The sequence below is a fragment of the Mesorhizobium sp. M4B.F.Ca.ET.203.01.1.1 genome, assembly GCF_004791025.1.
GTDB classification, from domain to species: domain Bacteria; phylum Pseudomonadota; class Alphaproteobacteria; order Rhizobiales; family Rhizobiaceae; genus Mesorhizobium; species Mesorhizobium abyssinicae.
The window spans coordinates 144,000-164,278 of the sequence record NZ_SRUO01000013.1 but is presented as its reverse complement, the minus strand read 5'-3'; the positions used below and the strand labels follow the sequence as shown (position 1 = coordinate 164,278).

Sequence of the window (20,279 nt, the reverse complement as noted above, 5' to 3'; positions counted from 1 at the left end):
ATGCCTGTGAAGATCGATGGATTCCTGAAAGTTCCGGATATCAAGGGTCCGAGCGTGCGAGACGGCCACGAGGACGAGATCGAAATCCATGGCGTCGACTACAAGATGGTCGCGCCATACGATCCGAATTCGCTCTCGCGCCGCGGTCGTGTGGCCTTGGGGATGATCAAGTTCACCAAGCACTACGACAAGTCCTCGCCCTATCTGAAGAAGGCGCTGTTCGAGAACAAGGCTCTCGACGAGGTGGTGTTTTCCGCGCGCCGGACCATCGACGGCGAGACCAGCGACTATCTGGTCGTCACGCTCACCGACGCCTCCATTATGGAATACGACATGCAGCAGGCCGAGGACGAAGCCGACCTGATCGAGGAGGAAGTCAGCTTCGCCTATAAGAAGATCAAATTCGTCTACGACAAGGACGACGAAATCGAAATGGATGTCTATGTCGGCAAGTGAGGTCCGGCGGCCCGGCGCGAACAAGCCGCGGCTTGCCGGCAGTTCGCGAGCGACGCGCGAGGCGGTCCAGCCCTCTCTCTGGGACCGCCTCGTCAACGACCTGCCCGGGCTGACCTCCGAGATAGACGGGCTGCGCCAGCTCCTGCAGGACGAGCTTGGCGCGGACCGCCTGGAGACATTTCTTGCCGGTAGCGCGCGGGCCATCGACGCCGATGCGGAGCTGACACCTGACCAGAAGCGGCGCCTGCAGCGTTTGACCTTCCAGACCCAGCATCGCGCCGAGATCGAGAGCCGCGGCGTGGTGGTGTCGGCGCGCGTGCTGAGGGAGGCCGTGCGGCGCGACATCGAGGCCCTGTTCAACACCGAGCGCTTCGAATCCGTTCCGCTGTTTTCCGATCTCGAGCGCGAGCAGGCGTTGGACGATCCGCCGTCGCTGGCGGATTTTCCGGAAGTCCGCCGAAGTGTGGTCAACTACGGCGTGCCTTCCTTCTCCGGACGTTCATCGCGCGACTTCGACCGCGACGTGCTGGCGCGCGAGATCCGCGCGGTGCTCGCCACGTTCGAGCCGCGCCTGAAGGAAAGCGCCACCACGGTCACCGTCACTCTTGGCGACAAAAGCGTGGGTCTGAAGATCGAGATAGACGCGGTGCTGATCATGACGCCGACGCCGGAGCGGCTGCGCCTTCGCACCACGATCAATCTCGACAACGGCCTGGCGCGGACCGAATTCGGGGAAAGCTGAGATGGATCGGGTCTTCGTAGAATATTACGAGGAGGAACTGACCCATATCCGCGGGCTGGCAGCGGAATTCGCCGACATGCATCCGGCGATCGCCCGCAACCTTTCGCTCGATACGGTGCCGTGCCCGGACCCCTATGTCGAGCGCCTGCTCGACGGTGTGGCCTTCCTCGCCGCGCGCACCCGGCTGAAAGTCGATGCCGAGCGCTCCCGCTTCACCCGCGCCGTGCTCGACGTCCTCTATCCCGATCTGGTCACACCGGCGCCGGCGACCGCGATGGCGGTGCTGAAACCCGGCCAGCAAGTCCAGTCGATGATTGCGGGGCATGTCGTCAAGCGCAACACCAGGCTGGTTTCCAGCCTGCAGCCCGGCCTGTCGACACGCTGCACCTACACCACCGCGCAAGAGATCACGCTGTGGCCGATCGCGGTCAGTTCCGTCAGCTATTTCCAGGATCGCAGCGGACTGGCGGCGGCCGGTATCCCGCCGATCGGCGGCGTGGCCGGCGAAGCTGCGCTGCGCGTGGCATTCACCCGGACCGGCAAAGGCAAATTGAACGAACTCGCGCTCGATCGGCTTGATCTCTATTTGGCCGGCCGCGCCAAGGCGCCGCTGATTTTCGACGCCATTTTCGGCGCCTGCTCGGCGGTTGGCGCACGGGCCGAAGGCAAGACCAATCCGATATCGCCGCTGCCGGAGCCCGAAATGGTCGGTATCGGCGACGACGAAGCCTTGATGCCCCGTACCCGCCCGACATTCGAAGGCTACCGCCTGCTGCGCGAATATTTCATGATGCCCGAACGCTTCCACTATGTGCGGGTGTCCGGCCTGCAGCCCGTCATGCGCAAATGCGACGGCGGGCTCGAGATCATTTTCATGTTCCGGCGCCCGGTGCCCGAGCTTGCCGACCTCACGCCCGCCGATTTCGAACTCTTCGTCACCCCGATCATCAATCTCTTCGAGCGCGAGTGCAACGTCGTCGAGCTCGACCCCCGCAGGACGCGGCAAGTGCTGCATGCCGACCGCACGCGCGCGCGCGACTTCGAGATCTACCGGGTCACGCGCGTCGAGGACGCCGAGAGCGAAGGCAGCGACGCCGAAATACCCGAGCTCTTTAGCCTCGGGCAAAACCGCGGCAGCGGCTGGGTCTATTCCACCGAGCGCCGCCCGCGCCGGGCGACCGAGGATGAGCGGCGCGATGGCCTGACCCGCACCTCCTACACCGGGGACGATGTCTTCCTGGCGATCTCCCGTCCGGTCACAAGCCCGGCGAACCGGGCCATAAGGCGGCTCGACGTGATGGCGCTTTGCACCAATCGCGACCTGCCGATCCTCGACGACACCCCAACGCTGACGCTGGAGACGGCCGATCCGGTCGAGGCCGTCAGGCTCATCGGCGCGCTGCGGCCGCCGCAGCCGGCGATCCCCGCCGCGTTGCCCGCGGGCGCCGAAGGTGAATCGAGGGCCGACAATCTCGCCTGGCGGCTCGTCGCCCAGCTCGGGCTCAACTTTCTCAGCCTCGCCAAGGAGGGTCGCGGCATCGATCCGCTCCATGCCTTGCTCGACCTCTATGCCGACCGGGGCGATCCAGGCCTTGCCCGCAACGTGCATTCGATCGTTCGCATCGACTCGCGCCCGGTCATCGAACGGCTGCAGATCGACGGACCGATGTGCTTCGGCAGAGGCACGGAAGTGACCTTGCATGTGGACCAGTCCGTGCTTGCGGGGCAAAGCACGCTGCTGCTTTCGGCCTTGCTTGCGCGGCTGTTTGCCCGCCACGCCGGGATAAACGGCTTTGTGCGGACCCGTACACGGCTGCTGCAGAAGCAGGAGGATGTGCCATGGCCGATGACGCCCGGCAATCGCTACCTGATCTAGACAAGGTCGGACCGGACCGGACCGAAGATTTGTCTCAGTCGTTCGACTTCTTCGAGCTGCTGCGCCGGCTTGAACGCAGAGGTGGCCTGTTCGGCTATTCCGGCCGCTTGGAACGCGAGCCGGCAAGGCTCGGTCAGCATGTGCGCCTGAGCTTTTCGGCCAGGGACGTAGTGGACTTCCAGGAAGCAGCCGACAACGCGCCGGCGCGGGTCACGGTTGCCAATCTTGGCCTGATGGGACCCGAAGGCCCGCTGCCGCTGCATCTGACCCGCTGGGTGCTCGATCGCCTGTCGCAGCGCTGGTTCACCGGCGCCGATGCCAGGCAGACCAGCGACACCACCTTTGTCGACTTCGCCAACATTCTGCAGCATCGCATGATTGCGCTCTACTACCGGGCCTGGGCGGATGCCCACCCGGCGGTGCAGGTCGAAAGGGCCGTCGGCGGCCGGGTTCGTGCAATGCTGGAAGCGATGGCCGGCATTGGCCTTCCCGGCACCCAGAACCCCGAGCTCGACACCGTCAGGCTGCGCCAGGCCGCTTCGCTGGCCAGCCAAGTCGACGGCCCCGAGCGGCTCACCCTGTTCCTGGCCGAAGCCTTCAAGGTGCCGGTGCAGGTCAAGGAGTTCATTGCTGCCTGGATACCGCTGCCGGCCGCGCTGCAGAGCAGGCTTGCCAAGGCCTACGCGGTCCTCGGCCGCGGGGCGACGATCGGCCCGCGCGTTTTCAGCCGCCAGAGCCGGATCGAGCTGCGCGTCGGTCCGCTCGGCCTGGAGGATTTCAAATCTTTCCTGCCGGGCGGCCGGCGCCTGGCGCTGTTCAAGCAGGCGGTTCGCGAGATGCTCGGCGAAGCGCTCGACGTCGACCTGCGCATCGTGCTCGCGCGCGAGGCCGTGCCGCCGCCGCGCATCGGAACCGTCCAGCTTGCCCGCACCGCCTGGCTTGCGCGGCCCGCCGAAAGGGGGGATGCTGACGATCTGCGGCTGCGCACGATCGTCGGATGGCGGCCGGAGATAGCGGGGGTCGCGGCATGAGTCTGCTGCTTACGCTGGAGCAAGGGCCACGCACCCAGGCGGTAAGGCAGACCCGGCTGGACGAGGGTGAGCTGGTGATCGGCCGCAGCGCCGACGCCGGCTGGCAGATCGACGATCCGGACATGTTCGTCTCGCGCGCCCATTGCAAGATCACCGGCGGGCAGGACGGCTATTTCGTCACCGACACGTCGAGCAGCGGGCTGTTCATAAACGATTCCGACAGCCCGCTCGGCGCCGGACGGTCGGCGCGTCTGCAAAGCGGCATGCGGCTGAGGCTCGGCGACTACATACTGTATGTCGACCTGCAGACGCCAGCCATGCAATCGCCAGCAACCACCACCCAGCCGGTCGCCGAACGGTCGCCGCCCGCGTCCCGCGCGCCGTTGAGCATCGGCAACGACGATTTCTTTTCGGCCAGGGCGGAAGAAGAGCCGCGGCGGCCGCGTCCGGCCGATCTGCCCAACCCGTTCGAGCAGCCGCTGCCGGGAGCATTCGAACGCGCCAACGCCAACCAGGGCAGTTCGCAGGCCTTCGACGACCCGTTCAGCCTCGACCCGGTGCCATCCCTCAACGGTGCGGCCGAAGCCGCCCCGGCAAAGCCGTCGGCCGTCGAAGACGATTTCGGTTTCGGGCCGGCCGCTCCGGCGCATGGCGAATGGCCGGCGGGCCAGCGCGAGCGCGTCGCCGAAAGACCGCAACCGGCGAACCCATGGGATTTGCCGGCGCAGGCGCCCGAGCCCCCTCCCGCGCCGCGTGTGGCCGCCAGTCCGCGACCGGTCCGTCAGCCGCCGGCGGCCCCGTCGCAGTCGCACTCGGACATGGCGCTTCGCGCCGCCTTCCTGCGCGGCATGGGCGTCGAGGAAGCCGATCTCGCCGGCCGCGACGCGATCGCCGAGATGGAGAAGTTCGGGCGCGAGTATCGGCTGATGCTGGAAGGCCTGATGCAGCTTCTGCGCAAGCGCTCGGAGGAAAAGGGAAACGCGCGTGTCGCCCAGACGATGGTCGGCGCCTCCGAGGTCAATCCGCTCAAGTTCCTGCCGACGGTCGACGACGCGATCGTGACCATTCTTGGCGAACGCAGTCCCGGCTTCCTTGCCGGCGAAGCGGCGATCTCGGATGCGGTCCGCGATCTCGCGCAACATCACGTGCGCGCCTGGCGCGGCGTGCAGGCCGCGCTTCGCCAGATGGTCGACCGCTTCGACCCGGCGGCGATCGAGGAAGAGCTGAAATCGAATTCCGCGATCGGCACGCTGCTTTCGGGCGGGCGTGGCGCCAAGCTGTGGGAGCTTTACCAGAAACGCCATCGTGAAATCGCCGAGAGCGCTGAAAAGAGTTTTCTCGGCGAGGTCGGCGCTGATTTTAGGGATGCATATGAGGAGGAGTGAGACATGATCGATCGACGCGAATTCATCATTGCCCTTGGCGCCACCGGGCTGGTTTCGGCCTGCCAGAGCGGTCCGCCGAAACCATCCGTAATCACGGTCAATGTGAGCGGCGGCGCCGGCATGAATCCGGGGCCGGGCGGCGGTGACCGGCCGGTGACTGTCCTCGTGATGCGGCTGAGCAGCACCGGCAAGTTCAATTCGGCCGACTATTTCGCGCTGCAGGGCGATGCTGGGTCCGCGCTCGGGGCCGACCTCATCGGGTCCGACACGGTCTCGGTCGCGCCGGGAAAGACCGCGGCCAAGACCATCACGGTCGAACCGAACGCGACGGCGCTCGGCTTCGTCGCGCTGATCCGCGAGCCTGGCGGGAGGAACTGGCGCACGACCAAGTCGGTCTCGCCGGGCTCGAAATTCACCATCAACGTGACGCTCGGCAGCGGTGGCATCTCCGCCTAGCGGCCGGACAGGAAGTGGCTCCGTGCGGAGAGTAACGGCATGAGCGATGCAAACAGGGTGCTGTGGTCCGAGGGCCTGTTTCTCAGGACCCAGCATTTCCAGCAGCAGGACCGGTTCTTCGAGGCGACCGTGCGCGGCGCCTTGCAGGCCGGGCAGCTCCACACGTTCGGCTTCCAGCAGCTGACGCTCGACCAGTCCCTGCTCGACGCCGGCCAGATCTCCATCGTGTCGGCGCGCGGCATCTTCCCGGATGGCACGCCCTTTTCCATTCCCGAGATGATGGACGCGCCACGACCCTTGCCGGTCACCGCCGACACCGGCGCTGGAGCGGTGCTGGTCGCGCTGCCGCTCGAACCGCCCGGCGGCGTCGGCTTCGATCCGGCGCATGCCGCATCCACGGGCGCGCGCTATCATGGGCGGATCGTCTCGGTCCGCGACGCGGTGCACGGAGGATCGGACCCGGAGGAGATCGAGATTGCCCGGCCGCAGGCAGTGCTCTTGGCGCCGGGCAAATCGGTCGGCGGCTACACCGCCCTGCCCGTCGCCGATGTCAAAGGCGTGCGCGCCGATGGCGGCGTCTCGCTGGATGAGGCGTTCCTGCCGCCGACCCTGATCACAGGCGCGGTGGCCTGGTACCGGCAATTGCTTCTGGAAGTCGTCACCGGCCTCGACCAGATCGCCGAGGCGCATGGCAAGATGGTGATGGGCGGGCCCGGGCGCAGCGTGGAGGACCTGTTGATGCTCCACCTTGCCAATGCGGCACGGCCGCGGCTGGCGCACATGCTGGCGCAGGACGTCTTCCACCCGGCCGAGCTCTACCTGGAGCTTGCCGGCCTCGCCGGCGAGATGGCGACCTACGGTTCCAGCTCGCGACGGCTGGGCGAATTGCCGGCCTATGATCACATGGCCCCCGGCCCCGCCTATTCGGCGCTGGCCGACGCCTTGCGCTCGCTTATCCTGAGCCTGCGCTACATCGAGCCCAAATCGCGCGCCCTGCCCGTCATGCGGCATTCGACCAATGTCTGGAAGATCCGCATCGACAATCCGAAGCTGCTGGTGGCGAGCCGCATCGTTATCCGCGTCGGGTCCGAACTGTCGGAAGATGCGCTGCGCAAGATCTTCGTCAATCAGGCGACGGTCGGCGCGGCCGACCAGTTCGAGGGCCTGTGGAAATCGCGCCTGCCCGGCATCCCGCTGAAGCCGCTCCATTCGCAGCCGCGCGAAATCCCCTACGACGGCGACCGGCTGTGTCTCGAGCTCGATCAGAAGAGCGAGCATTGGGCCTCGCTGCTCGACGCCCCCGGCTTCGTCATCGGCGTCTCGGGTGTCTTGCCGAGCGAGCCGCAGGTGGACTGCTATTCGGTGAACAGGTGAGATCATGAGCCGGGATGATCCCTTCGGACTGTCGGAGGATCGCGAACGCACGCGCATCAGGCTGACCGGCGCCCAGATGCCGCGGCCGACGGCGCCGATGCTGACGGGTGTGCCTATCAAGCGCTCACGCACCCATCCCAATGCGCTCATCAACGCCTTTGCGCCGCTGCTCGAATTCGCGCCCGAGCTCGAAAGCGCGCTGGCGCCGGAGAACCCTGAAACGTTGCGCACGCGTCTGCTAGAAGAGCTGGTTCGGGCGCGCGATGCCGCCATGACGTCGGGATCGTCTCTGGAGCGCGCCGATCAGGCGGCCTGGGTGGTGGCGGCGCTTCTCGACGACCTCGCGCTCAACACGCCCTGGGGCGGCGCCAGTGCGTGGCCGCGCCAGCCGCTGGTGGTCATGCTGCGCGGCGATGTCGATGCCGGCACCCAGTTCTTCACGCGCCTCGACGAGCTGGAGCGCCACCCGAACCGGGACCGCGAGCTATTGGAACTGCAGTACCAGTGCCTGGCGCTTGGCTTCCGCGGCAAATACCGGGTGCCCGGCCGCTCCGGCGACCGCTCGCTCAATGCCGTTCGCGTGGCGGCGGCGCGCTTCCTGCGCGATGCCGACGCCGAGGGCGCGCCGCTGTCGCCACATTGGAAAGGCGTGATCGCCTCGGACGAGCCGCAGCGCTTCATCGTGCCGATCTGGGTGATGGCGCTCGCCGCCGCAGTGATCGCCACTGTGGTCCATATCGGGCTCTCGATGGGGCTGAGCAGCCAGGCCGTAGAGCTCTCGGCGCTGGTCCGGGCGCTGCCGCCGCCTGCGCGCGCCGACATCACCCGCGCCGCGCCGAAGGTTGACGCGCCTGCGCCGCCCGAGCCGGAGCCAGTCGATTTCGCGCTGCTGCCGGAATTCAAGGCCGAAGCGCCGGACGACCTCAGGGGGGCGCTCAGCGGCACCGAGAGCGTGTCGCTGGCCAAGCTGGTCATCCAGGCCTCCAACCCCGAATTGTTCCAGTCGTCGCGACCGACACTGACGCCAGGCTTCGAGCCACTGGTCGAATCCATCGCCAAGGTTATCCTCGCCAACCAGGAGCTGATCGGAAACATCACCGTCGTCGGCCACACCGACAACGTGCGTCTGCAAAGATCCAACCCGCTTTCGACCAACCAGCGGCTCTCGGAAGCGCGGGCCGAGACCATAGCCGACCTCCTGGTGCGGGCCGGCGTGCCGCAGGAGCGCATCCATTCCGAAGGGCGCGCTGAGACCGACCCGGTGGCCGACAACTCGACACGCGAGGGCCGCGCGCTCAACCGGCGCGTCGAGGTCCTGGTCGAGAAGAGGCTCTGAGATGTTCATCCTGCGCTTCCTCTGGGCTGTGCTCACATCGCGCTTCCTTTGGACGCTGATCGGCATCGCACTGCTTTCGCTGGTCATCTGGATCTTCGGCCCGATCGTCCAGGTCGGCCCCTATTCGCCCTTCGATTCCGACAATGTGCGCATCGGCATGATAGCCGGGCTGATCATCCTGTGGCTGATCTGGCTGATCATCGCCCAGCGCCGCGCGATCCGCGCCAACCGCATGTTCGTCGCCGAGATCGCGGCGCCTGTGGCGGAGAAGCAGCTCACCCCCGGCGAGGAAAGCGTCGCCGCCGTCGGCGCCAAGTTCGCCGATGTGATGGCCGAGCTGAGGCGCCGCAAGCTCGGCGGCCGCAAATTCCTGCGCGAAATGCCCTGGTATGTGATCGTCGGGCCGCCGGCGACCGGCAAGACCACGGCGCTGCGCCAGTCCGGCCTGAACTTTCCGATCGACCTCACCGACGACCTGCAAGGCGTTGGCGGCACACGAAACTGCGACTGGTTCTTTTCCGAAAACGCGGTGCTGATCGACACCGCCGGCCGCTACGTTCAGCAGGAAAGCCAGCCGGATGTCGACGCAACCGAGTGGCTGGGTTTTCTCGACCTGCTCAAGAAGCACCGCGGCCGCCGCGCGCTGAATGGCGTCATCGTCGCGCTCTCGATCGACGCGCTCTCGGAAGGCGACGAAGCCATCAAGGCGCACGGCCGCAAGATCCGCCGCCGGCTGGCCGAGCTCAACGACCGGCTCGAAATCCGCCTCCCTGTCTACCTGATGCTGACCAAGGCCGATCTGATCAAGGGCTTCGAGGCCTTCTTCGGCGGCCTGTCGACCACCGCGCGCGAGCAGGTGTGGGGGACGACCTTCGCGCTTGACGCCCGCGTCGACGCCAAGACCATCGAGAAGGAAATCGCCACGCTGGCGACCGAACTCGAGCGGCGCCTGGTGCCGCGTCTTGAAGACGAAGACAAGCTCGCCACGCGCGCCGAGATTTTCCGCTTCCCGGCCCAGCTCGCGAGCCTTTCCGAACCGGCCCAGGTGCTGATCGAGGCGATGTTCGGCGAAAGCCGCTACGAGGAAGCCGCCTGGCTGCGCGGCCTTTACCTGACGTCGGCGACGCAGGAAGGCGCGCCCATCGACCGGCTGACCGCGGCGTTGTCTTCATCGTTCGGTCTTCCGCCGCGCCGCGCCATGCCCGCGCCAAGGGTCGAGAAGCGCAGCTTCTTCCTGCGGAATCTGCTGACCGAGGTGATCTTCAAGGAAGCCGGCCTGGGCACGTTCGACCCGCTGGCGCAGCGCCGCCGCGCCTGGATCTGGCGCGGCGCCGCCACCGCCTGCGCGGCAGCGGCCTTGCTGGCCGCCGGCCTGTTCTCCTGGTCCTACTACGATAACCGCACCGCGATCACCGCGCAGGCTGGCCAGTTCGAGGCGCTGCAGGAGCCGCTGACCGCCGTCACCGCCGCACCGGCATCGGTGGAGCAGCCGGCCATCGACGGCGCGCTGGCCGCAATGGACGAGGTCGCGAATGCCCGCACCGCGCCGCCGGACGCGCCGCACGACCTGCTCGGACCATCGGCCTCGGCGGAACTGGTGCGCGCGCAGGCCGACACCTACGATCATGCGCTGCGCAACGTCCTGGAACCCCACATGGTCGCGCTGCTCGAGGCGACCATGTGGCGGCAGATCCGCGATCCGGACTTCATGCTGGGCGCGCTGAAGACCTATCGCATGATGACCGGCCTGTCGCAGATGGACACCGACTTCGCGCAGGGCTGGTGGGTCAACAGCCTGCCCGAATTCGCGCCCTCGCCGCCTTTCCCGAGCCCGGACGCGGAAGAGCACCAGTTGGCCGCGATCCGTCGCATGGCGGTCGACGACAACTACATCGCGCCCGACAAGGAACTGGTCGCCGAGGCACTGAAGACGGTGTGCACGATCTCGCTGCCGGCGCGCGCCTACAAGCAGTTGCTGGCCGATCCGGAAGTGGCGGGGGTGAAGGAATGGATCCCGGCCAATTTCGCCGGGCCGAACGGCGCCAAGGTGTTCGCACGGCGCTCCGACAAGACGTTGCGCGTCGGCGTTCCGGGCGCCTTCACCTATGCCGGCTTCCACGATGCCGTTCTCGACCGGGTCGAGGACGTGGCCGCCCAGGCGGCACTCGATCGGGCAGTGTTCGCCGGCGGCTGCTCGGAGAATTCCGAAACCTCCGTCTCGGCGCTGTCCGAGGACATACTGAAGCTCTACTACGACGACTACATCGCGCAATGGGACAGCTTCCTGCGCGATATGCGGCTCGCGCCGTTGGCCGACCTCAATGTCGCCAGCGAGAATCTCAAAGACCTTTCAAGCGCCGATTCCGCGCTGAAGCGCCTTTTGACCGCAGTGGTTCAGGAGACCGACCTTACCCGGTCCGACGAAGCCCCGGCCGACGACAAGGCGGCCGCGAAGGGCGGCTCGAAACTGCTCGGCAAGCTCGGCAAGCTGGGCAAGGTCGTCAAGACCGGGGCAAAGCTGCTGCCGCGCGCCGGTTCGGCCGACAAGGTGGACTTGACCGGCAGCCTGGTGGCCGAACACTTCAAGCCGCTGAAGGGCGCGATCGCCGAGGTCGACGGCCAGCCACCTGCGCTCGACGCCGCGGTGGTGGCGCTGACGGCGCTTTCCAATGTGCTGCAGACGGTGACCGCCAATCCCGACCCGCAGGACGCCATCAAGAAGCAGGGCGGCCTGGCCGAACTCACCGGCGCCGTCGCCAGGCAGGCGCAGATCCTGCCCGACCCGATCGACGACTGGCTCGGCGGCATCGCTGGCGACACCAGCGGCCTGACGCAGAAGGCCGTCACCAACGAGCTCAACGCCATCTGGCGCGCCGACATCCTGCCGTTCTGCCAGGCGGCGCTCAACGACCGCTATCCGTTCAGCCCCGAGAGCGCGGTCGACGTCAATGTCCGCGACTTCGCCCGCCTGTTCGGACCGGCCGGCATGATCGACGCTTTCATCAACGACCATTTGATCAGCTATGTCGACACCGCCAGCCAGCCCTGGAAATGGCGTGCCGACTTCGGCCTCGACCCTGCGGCGCTGGCGGCGTTCGAACAGGCCAGGCACATACGCGACGATCTCTTTCCCGGCGGGACGGGACCGGTGATGAGCTTCACGCTGGAGCCGAAGGACCTGTCGCCCAATGTCACGCGCGTGACGCTCAATCTCGACGGCCAGAACCTCGTCTATTTCAACAACGCGACGCGGCCGCAACCGATGACGTGGCCCGGCAAGGACGGCACCGGCGTGATCTCGCTCGCCTTCCAGCCGGTCGACGGCTCGCCCGAGATCATGCTCAACGAGACCGGCAGCTGGGCGTGGCTGAGGATGCTGCGCGCCGGCCGCTTCACCGGCACCTCGCTGGCGGACGTCTACAGCCTGCGCCTCGGCACCAAGGGCATGTACGCCGATTTCGAGCTCAAGGCGGCAAGCGTCGAGAACCCCTACAACCTCGAAATGTTCAAGAAGTTCACATGTCCGCCGCAGATATGATCCTGCCGGGCTTCTACGGCAAAATCCCCGCCACCGGCGATTTCGTGTCGCGGCGGCTGACGGGAGATTTTGTGCGCGTCTGGGATCGCTGGCTGGCGCAGCATCTTGTTCCGCTGATTGGCCTGGAGTCTTGGCCGCGCGCCACCGCACTGCGCTTCCTGGCCGGCCCGTCCTCCTTCGGCGCGTCGGCAGGCATTGTCGTGCAAAGCGCCGACAGGGTCGGCAGGCAATTCCCCTTGAGCATCGTCGCGCAGCTTTCCAAGGCTTCCTTCCAGTTGGCGCATGCCGAAGCGTGGTTTGCCGGCATCGAGGAAACGGCCATTGCCGCGCAGCAGGGCGGGTTGACGCCCGACGATCTGGAGGCAGCCCTGACGGTGCTGCCGGTGCCGCCCGTCGAGGCCGGCGATGAGGTCGTTGGCGACCTGGTGATGTGGACGACCTATTCGGATTTCTTCGACATCGATCCGCAATCGCCGCAACCGACGCTGGAACAGATCCTCGCCGCCACCTGGGAGACCAGCTGATGCAGATCTGGAATCAGATGGGCTATCCGCACCAGTTCACCATGGGCATGGACAAGGCCGGCCATGAGTGGATCGTCGTGGTGGTCAAAGGTACGTTCGATTTTCCGGCGACGCCCGGCGCAGCGGTGCAGAAATCGGCGGAACAGGTTCCGCTGGTGATGGCCGACACGCAAACGGGTTTGCCAGGTTATTCGGCAACGCTGTGGGAGACCGATTTCGCCTTCCGCAAGCCGCGTTGCGACGTGATCGCCAATGGCTGTGCCTATGCGCCAGGCGGGCGACCGGCGGAGCGCGTGCCGGTCGGCATCAAGGTCGGCACCTGGTCGAAACTGTTCGAGGTTGTCGGTCATCGCGAATGGCGGGCCATCGGGCCGGTGTTTACCTCCACGTCGCCACAGCCCTTCCTGAAACTGCCGATTTCCTACGACGTCGCCTGGGGCGGTGTCGACAGATTGGACCCGGAGGACAAACTCCCCGCCAGCTACAAGTACAACCCGGTCGGCACCGGTTGGTCGCGCACCAGGAACCAGCGCCTCATCCCAGGTTTGCGGCTGCCCAATACGCAGGCGGTCGACGAGGAAATCCGCTCCCCCTTCGGCGACTACAAACCGATGAGCTTCGGGCCGATGGGTCGCGGTTGGCCCGGTCGTATCGAATATGGCGGCACCTATGACGACAACTGGACAAAGAACATCTTTCCTTTCCTGCCGCCGGATTTCGACGAACGCTATTTCCAGATGGCGCCGGCCGACCAGCAGATCGACCATCCCCGAGGGGGCGAAGAAGTGGTGCTGGTAAATTTGACGCCGGAGGGACGGGTTAGCTTCCGACTGCCCTCGACGGCACTGCCGATGACATTGTTCAAGGGCAAGCAGAAGGCCTATGAGGCCGACATCCTTCCAGACACGGTACTCCTCGACCCCGAGAATCGGCGTCTTTCGCTCGTCTGGCGTATCTCACAGCGCATCCAGCGGACCATTTTGGATTTCTCGGAGTGCTGGGTTGGGCCACCGACGCAAGCAATGCTGAGGGCGCGCGCGACGGGGCGCACGTATATCCGTGCCAATGGCACCGCGCCGCAGGAGGAAGAGGCATGACCTCTCCGATCGAGATTGTTTCGGTTGGTATGGTGACTGCGGTTGGCCTCGACGCGCCCTCCGCTTGCGCTGCGATGCGCGCTCGACTCGATGGTTTTCAGGAAACCCGTTTCGTCGGCTTGCCCGCAGGATGGCTTACGGGTGCGCCCGTGCCGCTACCACGCAACTGGATCGGGGAGAAGCGCATAGCCCATCTGGCAGCCGGGGCTATATCGGAGGCTTTTGAAAATCACCCGCAAGCGCGAGGACAGACGGCGCTCATCCTTTGCCTGCCGGAGGAAGATCGGCCTGGGCGACCGGTGAAAGATAATTCCTCCCTGCTCCGTCGCATCGGCGAGATCGTTGAAATCGAACCTCATGTACGCTCTCGTATCGTGGCTTATGGTCGTCCTTCCGGACATGTCGCGCTCGATCAGGCCCGCAGACTGATTGCAGCCGGCGAAGCTCCCTATGTGATGATCGCGGGCGTCGATAGCTATCTGACGGGGCCAACAATTTCCCATTACCTCAGCAGGGGCCGCTTGTTGACCGCGGAGAATTCCAACGGCTTCATTCCAGGCGAAGCTGCGGCTGCGGTTCTATGCTCACGACCGCGAAATAACGGTTTCAGGCTCTTCGGACTCGGTCTTTCGCGCGAGGAAGCTTCGATTTACAACGAGCAGGATTTGCCGCTGCGCGCCGATGGCATGACGGCGGCATACGATGTGGCATTCCAAGAGACCGGGATTGACATGAACCGGCTCGGCTATCGCATCGCGGACCTGATCGGCGAGCATTACTGGTTCAAGCAGACCGCGTTGGCCTCTATCCGCCTCCTGCGGGGACGCCACGAGTTTCAGGACTTATGGTCGCCCGCTGAATCTCTGGGCAATGTTGGGGCCGCAGCCGTTCCTGTCATGGTTGGCATGGCTTGGACAGCAGCCGGGAAAGGGTATGCCGCCGGCAATCCGGTTCTCATCGAGGCCTCGTCCGATGCAGGCGCGTGCGGCGCTGCGGTGTTCGCATACGGGAGATCGGCATGACCGTCTATGCCAATGGTCTTGAGGTTGCCTGCAAGGCGCAGGCAAACCAAGTTATAGCGGCCTTCCCCTATGTCTGCTTCACACCGCCGCAAACTCCGGCAACGCCGCCGGGAGTTCCGGTTCCCTATCCAACATTTGGAATGGACAGTGACACCGACAACGGAACCGGCACGGTCAAGATCGGCGGAAAGACGATAACTCAGAAGAACAAGTCCTATTACACCAAATGCACCGGCAACGAGGCCGGCTGTGCGCCCAAGAAGAACATCATCACCTCGGTAAACACGGGCAAGGAATACGCCCATGCCTGGTCCGGCGACGTCAAAATGGATGGCGAGCCGATCAGCCGTTTCACCGACATTTCATCGAACGATCACGCCTCGCCTACAGCCGGCGGGCCTCCGATGCCCAAGGTAGCTACGGCCACGCCCGCGACCTTCAAATGCTCCGATCTTGAGATAAAGCCCTACAAGGAACTGGAATGCCCCGAAGGCTACGAAAAGGAGCATACCGTCGAGGTCCAGTTCTTCACCGCCGAAGGCGTGCGAGACCTGACCTTGGACTGCTGCAAGGACTACGACGACAAGGAAGCGCCATGCATTTGCATGAAAGCGAAATGGCTCGCGGGCGAAGCCGCAAAGGCCAAGGCAGCAGGCGCGCCCGGCAAAAAGGTAGTCGGCAAGAAGCGCAAGACCCCGCACAACCTAAAGTCGGCGGATGCCCGCAACTGGCTGAGCAACAATTCTTCCGGCAAGCTCGGTGACTTTACCGACACCTGCGTAAACAGCACGGTCAAGAACCTGGACGATCCGAAAATTCCACCGGCCGTGCAGGCCGCGGCCACAGAGTGCCTGAAGACTGCGAACATGGAATACATGAAGAAGGCCATGAACAAGTCCGAGAAGGAGGTGAAAGACAAGAAGGCCTGCCATGCGACATGTCCCAAGGCGAAGGATCAGGCTCGCCTCGTGCAAGTGGCGAAGAAGCGCCTGAAGAAGGCAGCGGGAGGGGAGTCCGTCGTAGTGACGGCCGCAGATGTCGCTCCCTCGAAAGTTTCCTGTTAGCCAAACAAAAGACGAGGCGATGCCTCGATGGCCCGCAAGAATATCTCTCAAGGAGGATGAAGCGGATGAAGATGGATAAGGAAGACCTTGAGGGATTCGCAACCGATCCGGACACTGACATCGAGTGCCTGCAAATTGCGCCATTGAGCGGCAACAAAGTGGCGATCCTGTTCCTACTCAGCGATGCTGACTATGTCACCACAGTCTCAGTGATTTTTGTCGTCGAAAATTTCGACCCTAAGAAAGCTCGTGGCGCCCTGGTGACGTCCGAATGGCTGATGGCGCTCTCGGCCGCGCCTTCGGGCGAAATGTTTGCGCTCGAGGCCACCACCTGGATCTGGCGCTACGCCGGCACCAATTGGACGCGGGACAAGGTCAGCGAAAAGAGCCTCAGGCAGGTTTGGGCAGAGGATGCCGGTGGGGTGATCACTGTTGGCACTGAGGGCGTGGCCTATCGAATGGTTGGGCAGCAATGGCTGCCCATCAGTCCACTAGGCTCCAATGAATATCTGGATGTCCATGGACATCCCAAGCATGGCATCTACGCCTGCGGCGAGATGGGCACCATTCACCGGTTGGTGGGTACGGGCTGGCAGCCGCTGGAAACACATAGACACGACCGATTGCGTGGCATCGATATCGCGCCGGACGGCAAAATCAGGGTTGCCGGCGACGACGGCGTGTGCCTCCGAATTGCAAATGAAGAGATAACCGAGATGACCGCCGCCGGCGACATGACATATCTGTCTGTGCGCAGCTTCAATGGCAAGGCCTACTGGGGCGACGAGGCCGGCCTCAATGTCGAATCGGCTGACGCTCTTCAGCCATTCGAGGACACAGGAATTGCCTCAGATCTCCGCACTGATGGCGAATTCCTGTACGTCGCCGGTATCGACACGGCGTGGCGCTTCGACGGTAAGAGATGGAAGACACTCACGCTCGTCTATGATGACGGTTTGCGCCTAATCTAGCATAGGGGGGTGGTTCGGTTCACGGTCGTGTCTGTCCGGTGACGAAGTCGGGCGGACCGTCCGCCCCTCAATGGCCATTCTGCGAAAGGTAGGTCCGGACCTTAATGAGGTCCAGTTCGGCAATCCGTTTTGGAGCACCGTTTGCCAGCATGCGCAGCACGAACAATTCCCCGGCTTCCGGGTATTCGGCATAGAGCGCCTCTGCAATTTCCCGCCCCGCCTCGCCGGCTATCCTAAGGCCGTCGAGATGAGCATCCAGCCTTTCGACCAGGCGCTCAAGCCGCTCCTCGTCCATATCGGGATTCTCGTCGGGATGCAGCAGATGGCGGTCATAGACGGTCCAGAGAAACGCCGCCATTTCTGCGTGCTGCCGTACAATCTCGCGCAGAACAACCTTGGGCATCAGTTGAGGTTCACAGATGCCCCACGAACGCGGTTCGTAGCGCTGGCATGGCTCGTTACATAAGTGCCGCGGATGGTGATGCGACCGTCTTTTTCCATAATGATCATGGCCTTGCCGCAGCGAAGTTCGATGCGCTCGTTCGCATTGATCCGTACGTGTTCTCCGTCCCGAACGACATGCGCCGCGTTCGATTTATGAGCAGGGTCAACGATCCGGCCAACAATCAGCGGCCGGCCTGGATCGCCATCCTGAAACAGGAGCGCCACCTCTGCGCCGATCATGTCCGAGGTCAATTCCGCAAGACTTCGCGCTGAAACGGCAGTTTCCTTTGGATTGCCCGGGAAAACCACGAGGGGTGAATCCTCTCCGAAGCCCAAAAAGATGCCGATTACAACGCCTTCGATCCGTTCTTTTGTCGCCGACATGGCGCGTCCTCAGTTCTGCTTTATTTCCGAACCCTTCATCGTGATGTCGCTCGAGGCCTTCACATTGATCTTGCCGGAACCCTTGATGGAGATGTCCTTGCCTTCAATGGTGATGGTGCCGTCCTTCTTCATGGTGATCGACGCTGACCCGCATTTGAGGGCAATCGCATCGCCGGCCTCGACTAGAAGCGTCTTACCCACATTTACGGTCGAGTCCTCGCCGACCCGAACCATGCTTCCTTTTGCGACTTTGAGCTCATGCGCCGCGCCAACCTCAGTCACATCATTGTTGGCGATTTTGGTATTGCGGTCCTTTCCTATCTGGGAAGTCTGGCTCCCAGCGATCGCAAAGCTCTGGTCGGCGCCTATCTGAACGCTCTGGCTTGCGCCGATCTTCCAACTATCGCTTGCACCAATATCGTGGCTCTGCCCCGCACCCACCGTCACGCTCCGCGACGCCCCGATCGTGTTCGACTGCACCGCGCCGACGCTCCTCGTCTCCGAAGCCCCCACCGTATCGATGCGCGCCGCGCCGACGGTGACGGTCTGGACGATGCCCACCGTCTGCGAATGGTTGGCGTCGATATTCTCCGTCGAGTTTGAAACGACGTGGATCGTCTCATTCGCCATCACCGTGAGCGAGCGGTTCGCGCCCACCGTCTCGGTGTCGTTGTTGCCGATGTCCGTCGTCTGGTCGACGCCGATCTTGACCGTCTTGTTGTTGCCGACGTCCTCGTCGAGGTTGTGGCCGACGGAGTGCTTGGCGTCATGGTCGATGCGGTCGGACTGGTCATGCTGGACCAGCTTCGTGCGGTCGTGCTTGATCAGCAGGTTGTGATCCTTCTGCGCCTGGAAATTGACCAGTTCGGAACCGGCCTTGTCCTCGAACATCAGCTCGTTGTAGCCGCCGCCGCCCTTGGACGAGTTCGATTTCCAGCCCGATTGCGTCGCGTTGCCCGGCAGCCCGTAGGGCGGCATCTGCGAGGCGTTGTAGACCCTGCCGGTGATGATCGGCAGGTCCGGATCGCCCTCGATGAAGTCAATGATGACCTCCTGGCCGATGCGTGGGATCTGGATGAAGCCCCAGCCGCTGCCGGCCCAGGTTTGCGAGACGCGCACGAAGCACGAGCTGTTCTCGTCCTTCTTGCCCAGGCGATCCCAGTGGAATTGCACCTTCACCCTTGCATATTTGTCGGTGAAGATCTCTTCGCCGGAAGGGCCGACCACGGTCGCCGTCTGCGGCCCGCGCATGATCGGCCGCGGCGTGATGCGCGGCGGGCGATAAGGCAATTTGGTAGGCGCGAGGCCCAGCACTATCCTGAAATTCTCGCTATGCCCCTCGTTCTGGGTCCGGTAGCCCGGATCGAACAGCCGGTACTCGGCGCTGAGCACCATATAGTCCTGGTTCTGGTCGTCGCGCGGAAAACTCTCCAGCTTGAACTTGCAGCCGGCAAAGAGCCCGCGCACGGTGCCCACCGCGGTGCCGCGCTGATGCACCGCCTGAAGTTCCTCGCGCCTTATCCCCGCAATCTTGTCGCCGCGCCCGACATCCAGATGCGCTCCGGGCTGGCGGTAGTTTTCGCCGGCGGCTTCCTTGTGGCCGAAGGGCTGCGCCGATTTCGCCATCAAATCCGCGCCGGGCTTCTCGAAATCATAGTCGGTGTGGGCGTAGGCGCCGGGCCGCACCGAACTGCCTGGAATCCATTCGGTGATGTATTCGACATCGCGCCGCGAGGCCTGCCCCTCGAAATTGTAAAGCACCTTGTCGTAGCCCGGAGCCGGCTTCAGCTTGCTCATCGCATCGCACAGAATGAGCGTGTGCTTGCCCTCGTCATATTCGAAGAAATAGAAGATGCCTTCGTGCTCCATCAGCCGCTGCACGAAATCCAGGTCGCTCTCGTCGTACTGCACGCAGTATTCGCGCTGCGGATAGGACCCCTGCAGCCGCTTCTCGAATTTCGCGATGCCGTATTTCGAGAAGATCTTCTCGATGATCTCCACCGCGGTCATGTTCTGGAAGATACGGCAATCGGTGGTGTTGCCGAGGAACCAGAGCCACGGCCTGATGACCGCTTCATAGTAGGCCAGCCGGTCCTCGATGCGGGTGAGCCGGAACTCGGACACCAGGCCGCTGAACCAGCGCTTCGGATCGGACTCACCCTCGATCGAGACGGAGCCGCCCAGCATTTTCAGCGGATCGACATCGTGGTTGGTGCTGACGAACCCGATCGTATGGGCGAAGCAACGGCTGATCTCATCGCGTCCGACAAGATGGGTAAAGGTCAACAATTCGGCGCCTAACGGCGTCTGCACAACCGTGGCACGTTCGTTCGGCATAGGTCGTGCCCCTCCAGGACGCGGCCGCCAGTGTGATGGATTTGAAGTTCCCCCTATGTTAACCGCATCACGTTCGGGGACTTCCCGGATTGCCACACTAGGCTTCGTTCAGCCTACCATATGTTTTCCCACCGGCCAAAAGGAACGACGGGCGGGCAAAGCTTGCGCCGGAGGCAGTTGTGAAAGGCTGCTGTCGTGTTGTGCTCGCAAACTGCTAGAATGGCGAAATAGATCAGCGGTCC

17 protein-coding genes are annotated in these 20,279 nt (G+C 64.2%); 14 read left to right on the top strand and 3 right to left on the bottom strand.

Translation table 11 applies throughout. The annotated features are described in order from the left end of the window. The 14 genes from EN846_RS24595 (at position 1) to EN846_RS24530 (ending at position 16,872) form a co-directional block, all read left to right on the top strand. Positions 1-456, top strand: a complete 456-nt coding sequence (locus EN846_RS24595; RefSeq protein ID WP_127285565.1) for an Hcp family type VI secretion system effector — start codon at positions 1-3, stop codon at positions 454-456. Beyond that, positions 443-1,198 (top strand): type VI secretion system baseplate subunit TssE, encoded by a 756-nt coding sequence (gene tssE, locus EN846_RS24590; protein WP_127392665.1) that lies wholly within the window; start codon positions 443-445, stop codon positions 1,196-1,198. Before EN846_RS24595 ends, tssE begins: the two co-directional genes overlap by 14 nt. A 1-nt stretch (position 1,199) precedes the next feature. Beyond that, a complete protein-coding gene (gene tssF / locus EN846_RS24585) occupies positions 1,200-3,074 on the top strand; it encodes a type VI secretion system baseplate subunit TssF (RefSeq protein WP_127285567.1) in 1,875 nt (624 codons plus the stop codon). After that, positions 3,038-4,105, top strand: a complete 1,068-nt coding sequence (tssG, locus tag EN846_RS24580) for a type VI secretion system baseplate subunit TssG (RefSeq protein ID WP_128274029.1) — start codon at positions 3,038-3,040, stop codon at positions 4,103-4,105. Before tssF ends, tssG begins: the two co-directional genes overlap by 37 nt. After that, positions 4,102-5,490: a type VI secretion system-associated FHA domain protein TagH gene (tagH, locus tag EN846_RS24575; RefSeq protein WP_127392667.1), complete on the top strand. Its 1,389-nt coding sequence runs from the start codon at positions 4,102-4,104 to the stop codon at positions 5,488-5,490. The genes tssG and tagH overlap by 4 nt, the downstream gene beginning before the upstream one ends. 3 nt (positions 5,491-5,493) lie before the next feature. Next, the gene (tssJ, locus tag EN846_RS24570; RefSeq protein ID WP_127308960.1) at positions 5,494-5,946 is read left to right on the top strand and encodes a type VI secretion system lipoprotein TssJ; all 453 of its coding nucleotides are present in this window, start codon (positions 5,494-5,496) and stop codon (positions 5,944-5,946) included. A 39-nt stretch (positions 5,947-5,985) separates the two neighbouring features. Then, a complete protein-coding gene (gene tssK, locus EN846_RS24565; RefSeq protein WP_127308961.1) occupies positions 5,986-7,320 on the top strand; it encodes a type VI secretion system baseplate subunit TssK in 1,335 nt (444 codons plus the stop codon). Between the two features lie 4 nt (positions 7,321-7,324). After that, entirely contained in the window at positions 7,325-8,656 is a 1,332-nt protein-coding gene (gene tssL, locus EN846_RS24560; protein WP_127308962.1) for a type VI secretion system protein TssL, long form, read from the top strand. A gap of 1 nt (position 8,657) precedes the next feature. Continuing rightward, on the top strand, positions 8,658-12,194 hold the full coding sequence (gene tssM / locus EN846_RS24555; protein ID WP_127392751.1) for a type VI secretion system membrane subunit TssM: 3,537 nt from the start codon (positions 8,658-8,660) through the stop codon (positions 12,192-12,194). Continuing rightward, positions 12,176-12,718: a type VI secretion system-associated protein TagF gene (tagF, locus tag EN846_RS24550; protein WP_245509043.1), complete on the top strand. Its 543-nt coding sequence runs from the start codon at positions 12,176-12,178 to the stop codon at positions 12,716-12,718. Before tssM ends, tagF begins: the two co-directional genes overlap by 19 nt. After that, positions 12,718-13,815 carry a DUF2169 domain-containing protein gene (locus EN846_RS24545; RefSeq protein ID WP_127392752.1) on the top strand — a complete coding sequence of 366 codons (1,098 nt, stop codon included), beginning with the start codon at positions 12,718-12,720 and terminating at the stop codon, positions 13,813-13,815. Before tagF ends, EN846_RS24545 begins: the two co-directional genes overlap by 1 nt. Next, complete coding sequence (locus tag EN846_RS24540; RefSeq protein WP_127392750.1) at positions 13,812-14,837, top strand: beta-ketoacyl synthase N-terminal-like domain-containing protein; 1,026 nt, start codon at positions 13,812-13,814, stop codon at positions 14,835-14,837. The genes EN846_RS24545 and EN846_RS24540 overlap by 4 nt, the downstream gene beginning before the upstream one ends. Then, positions 14,834-15,901 carry a PAAR-like domain-containing protein gene (locus EN846_RS35940; RefSeq protein ID WP_245493466.1) on the top strand — a complete coding sequence of 356 codons (1,068 nt, stop codon included), beginning with the start codon at positions 14,834-14,836 and terminating at the stop codon, positions 15,899-15,901. The genes EN846_RS24540 and EN846_RS35940 overlap by 4 nt, the downstream gene beginning before the upstream one ends. A 65-nt stretch (positions 15,902-15,966) precedes the next feature. Beyond that, entirely contained in the window at positions 15,967-16,872 is a 906-nt protein-coding gene (locus tag EN846_RS24530; RefSeq protein WP_127394054.1) for a hypothetical protein, read from the top strand. Between the two features lie 67 nt (positions 16,873-16,939). Here EN846_RS24530 and EN846_RS24525 read toward each other — a convergent pair whose 3' ends face one another. The 3 genes from EN846_RS24525 to tssI are packed head-to-tail and all read right to left on the bottom strand — an operon-like array spanning position 16,940 to position 20,037. Further along, positions 16,940-17,275: a hypothetical protein gene (locus tag EN846_RS24525; RefSeq protein WP_127394055.1), complete on the bottom strand. Its 336-nt coding sequence runs from the start codon at positions 17,273-17,275 to the stop codon at positions 16,940-16,942. Next, the gene (locus EN846_RS24520) at positions 17,275-17,700 is read right to left on the bottom strand and encodes a DUF6484 domain-containing protein (protein ID WP_127394056.1); all 426 of its coding nucleotides are present in this window, start codon (positions 17,698-17,700) and stop codon (positions 17,275-17,277) included. Before EN846_RS24520 ends, EN846_RS24525 begins: the two co-directional genes overlap by 1 nt. A 9-nt stretch (positions 17,701-17,709) precedes the next feature. Next, positions 17,710-20,037 (bottom strand): type VI secretion system tip protein TssI/VgrG, encoded by a 2,328-nt coding sequence (gene tssI / locus EN846_RS24515; RefSeq protein WP_128346682.1) that lies wholly within the window; start codon positions 20,035-20,037, stop codon positions 17,710-17,712. Positions 20,038-20,279: the final 242 nt, after the last annotated feature.

What these genes read in the sequence shown, in the direction of transcription:
- EN846_RS24595 (WP_127285565.1), top strand. Translation starts at nt 1, where the DNA reads ATGCCTGTGAAGATCGATGGATTCCTGAAAGTTCCGGATATCAAGGGT.
- tssE (WP_127392665.1), top strand. Translation starts at nt 443, where the DNA reads ATGTCGGCAAGTGAGGTCCGGCGGCCCGGCGCGAACAAGCCGCGGCTT.
- tssF (WP_127285567.1), top strand. Translation starts at nt 1,200, where the DNA reads ATGGATCGGGTCTTCGTAGAATATTACGAGGAGGAACTGACCCATATC.
- tssG (WP_128274029.1), top strand. Translation starts at nt 3,038, where the DNA reads ATGGCCGATGACGCCCGGCAATCGCTACCTGATCTAGACAAGGTCGGA.
- tagH (WP_127392667.1), top strand. Translation starts at nt 4,102, where the DNA reads ATGAGTCTGCTGCTTACGCTGGAGCAAGGGCCACGCACCCAGGCGGTA.
- tssJ (WP_127308960.1), top strand. Translation starts at nt 5,494, where the DNA reads ATGATCGATCGACGCGAATTCATCATTGCCCTTGGCGCCACCGGGCTG.
- tssK (WP_127308961.1), top strand. Translation starts at nt 5,986, where the DNA reads ATGAGCGATGCAAACAGGGTGCTGTGGTCCGAGGGCCTGTTTCTCAGG.
- tssL (WP_127308962.1), top strand. Translation starts at nt 7,325, where the DNA reads ATGAGCCGGGATGATCCCTTCGGACTGTCGGAGGATCGCGAACGCACG.
- tssM (WP_127392751.1), top strand. Translation starts at nt 8,658, where the DNA reads ATGTTCATCCTGCGCTTCCTCTGGGCTGTGCTCACATCGCGCTTCCTT.
- tagF (WP_245509043.1), top strand. Translation starts at nt 12,176, where the DNA reads ATGTCCGCCGCAGATATGATCCTGCCGGGCTTCTACGGCAAAATCCCC.
- EN846_RS24545 (WP_127392752.1), top strand. Translation starts at nt 12,718, where the DNA reads ATGCAGATCTGGAATCAGATGGGCTATCCGCACCAGTTCACCATGGGC.
- EN846_RS24540 (WP_127392750.1), top strand. Translation starts at nt 13,812, where the DNA reads ATGACCTCTCCGATCGAGATTGTTTCGGTTGGTATGGTGACTGCGGTT.
- EN846_RS35940 (WP_245493466.1), top strand. Translation starts at nt 14,834, where the DNA reads ATGACCGTCTATGCCAATGGTCTTGAGGTTGCCTGCAAGGCGCAGGCA.
- EN846_RS24530 (WP_127394054.1), top strand. Translation starts at nt 15,967, where the DNA reads ATGAAGATGGATAAGGAAGACCTTGAGGGATTCGCAACCGATCCGGAC.
- EN846_RS24525 (WP_127394055.1), bottom strand. Translation starts at nt 17,275, where the DNA reads ATGCCCAAGGTTGTTCTGCGCGAGATTGTACGGCAGCACGCAGAAATG.
- EN846_RS24520 (WP_127394056.1), bottom strand. Translation starts at nt 17,700, where the DNA reads ATGTCGGCGACAAAAGAACGGATCGAAGGCGTTGTAATCGGCATCTTT.
- tssI (WP_128346682.1), bottom strand. Translation starts at nt 20,037, where the DNA reads ATGCCGAACGAACGTGCCACGGTTGTGCAGACGCCGTTAGGCGCCGAA.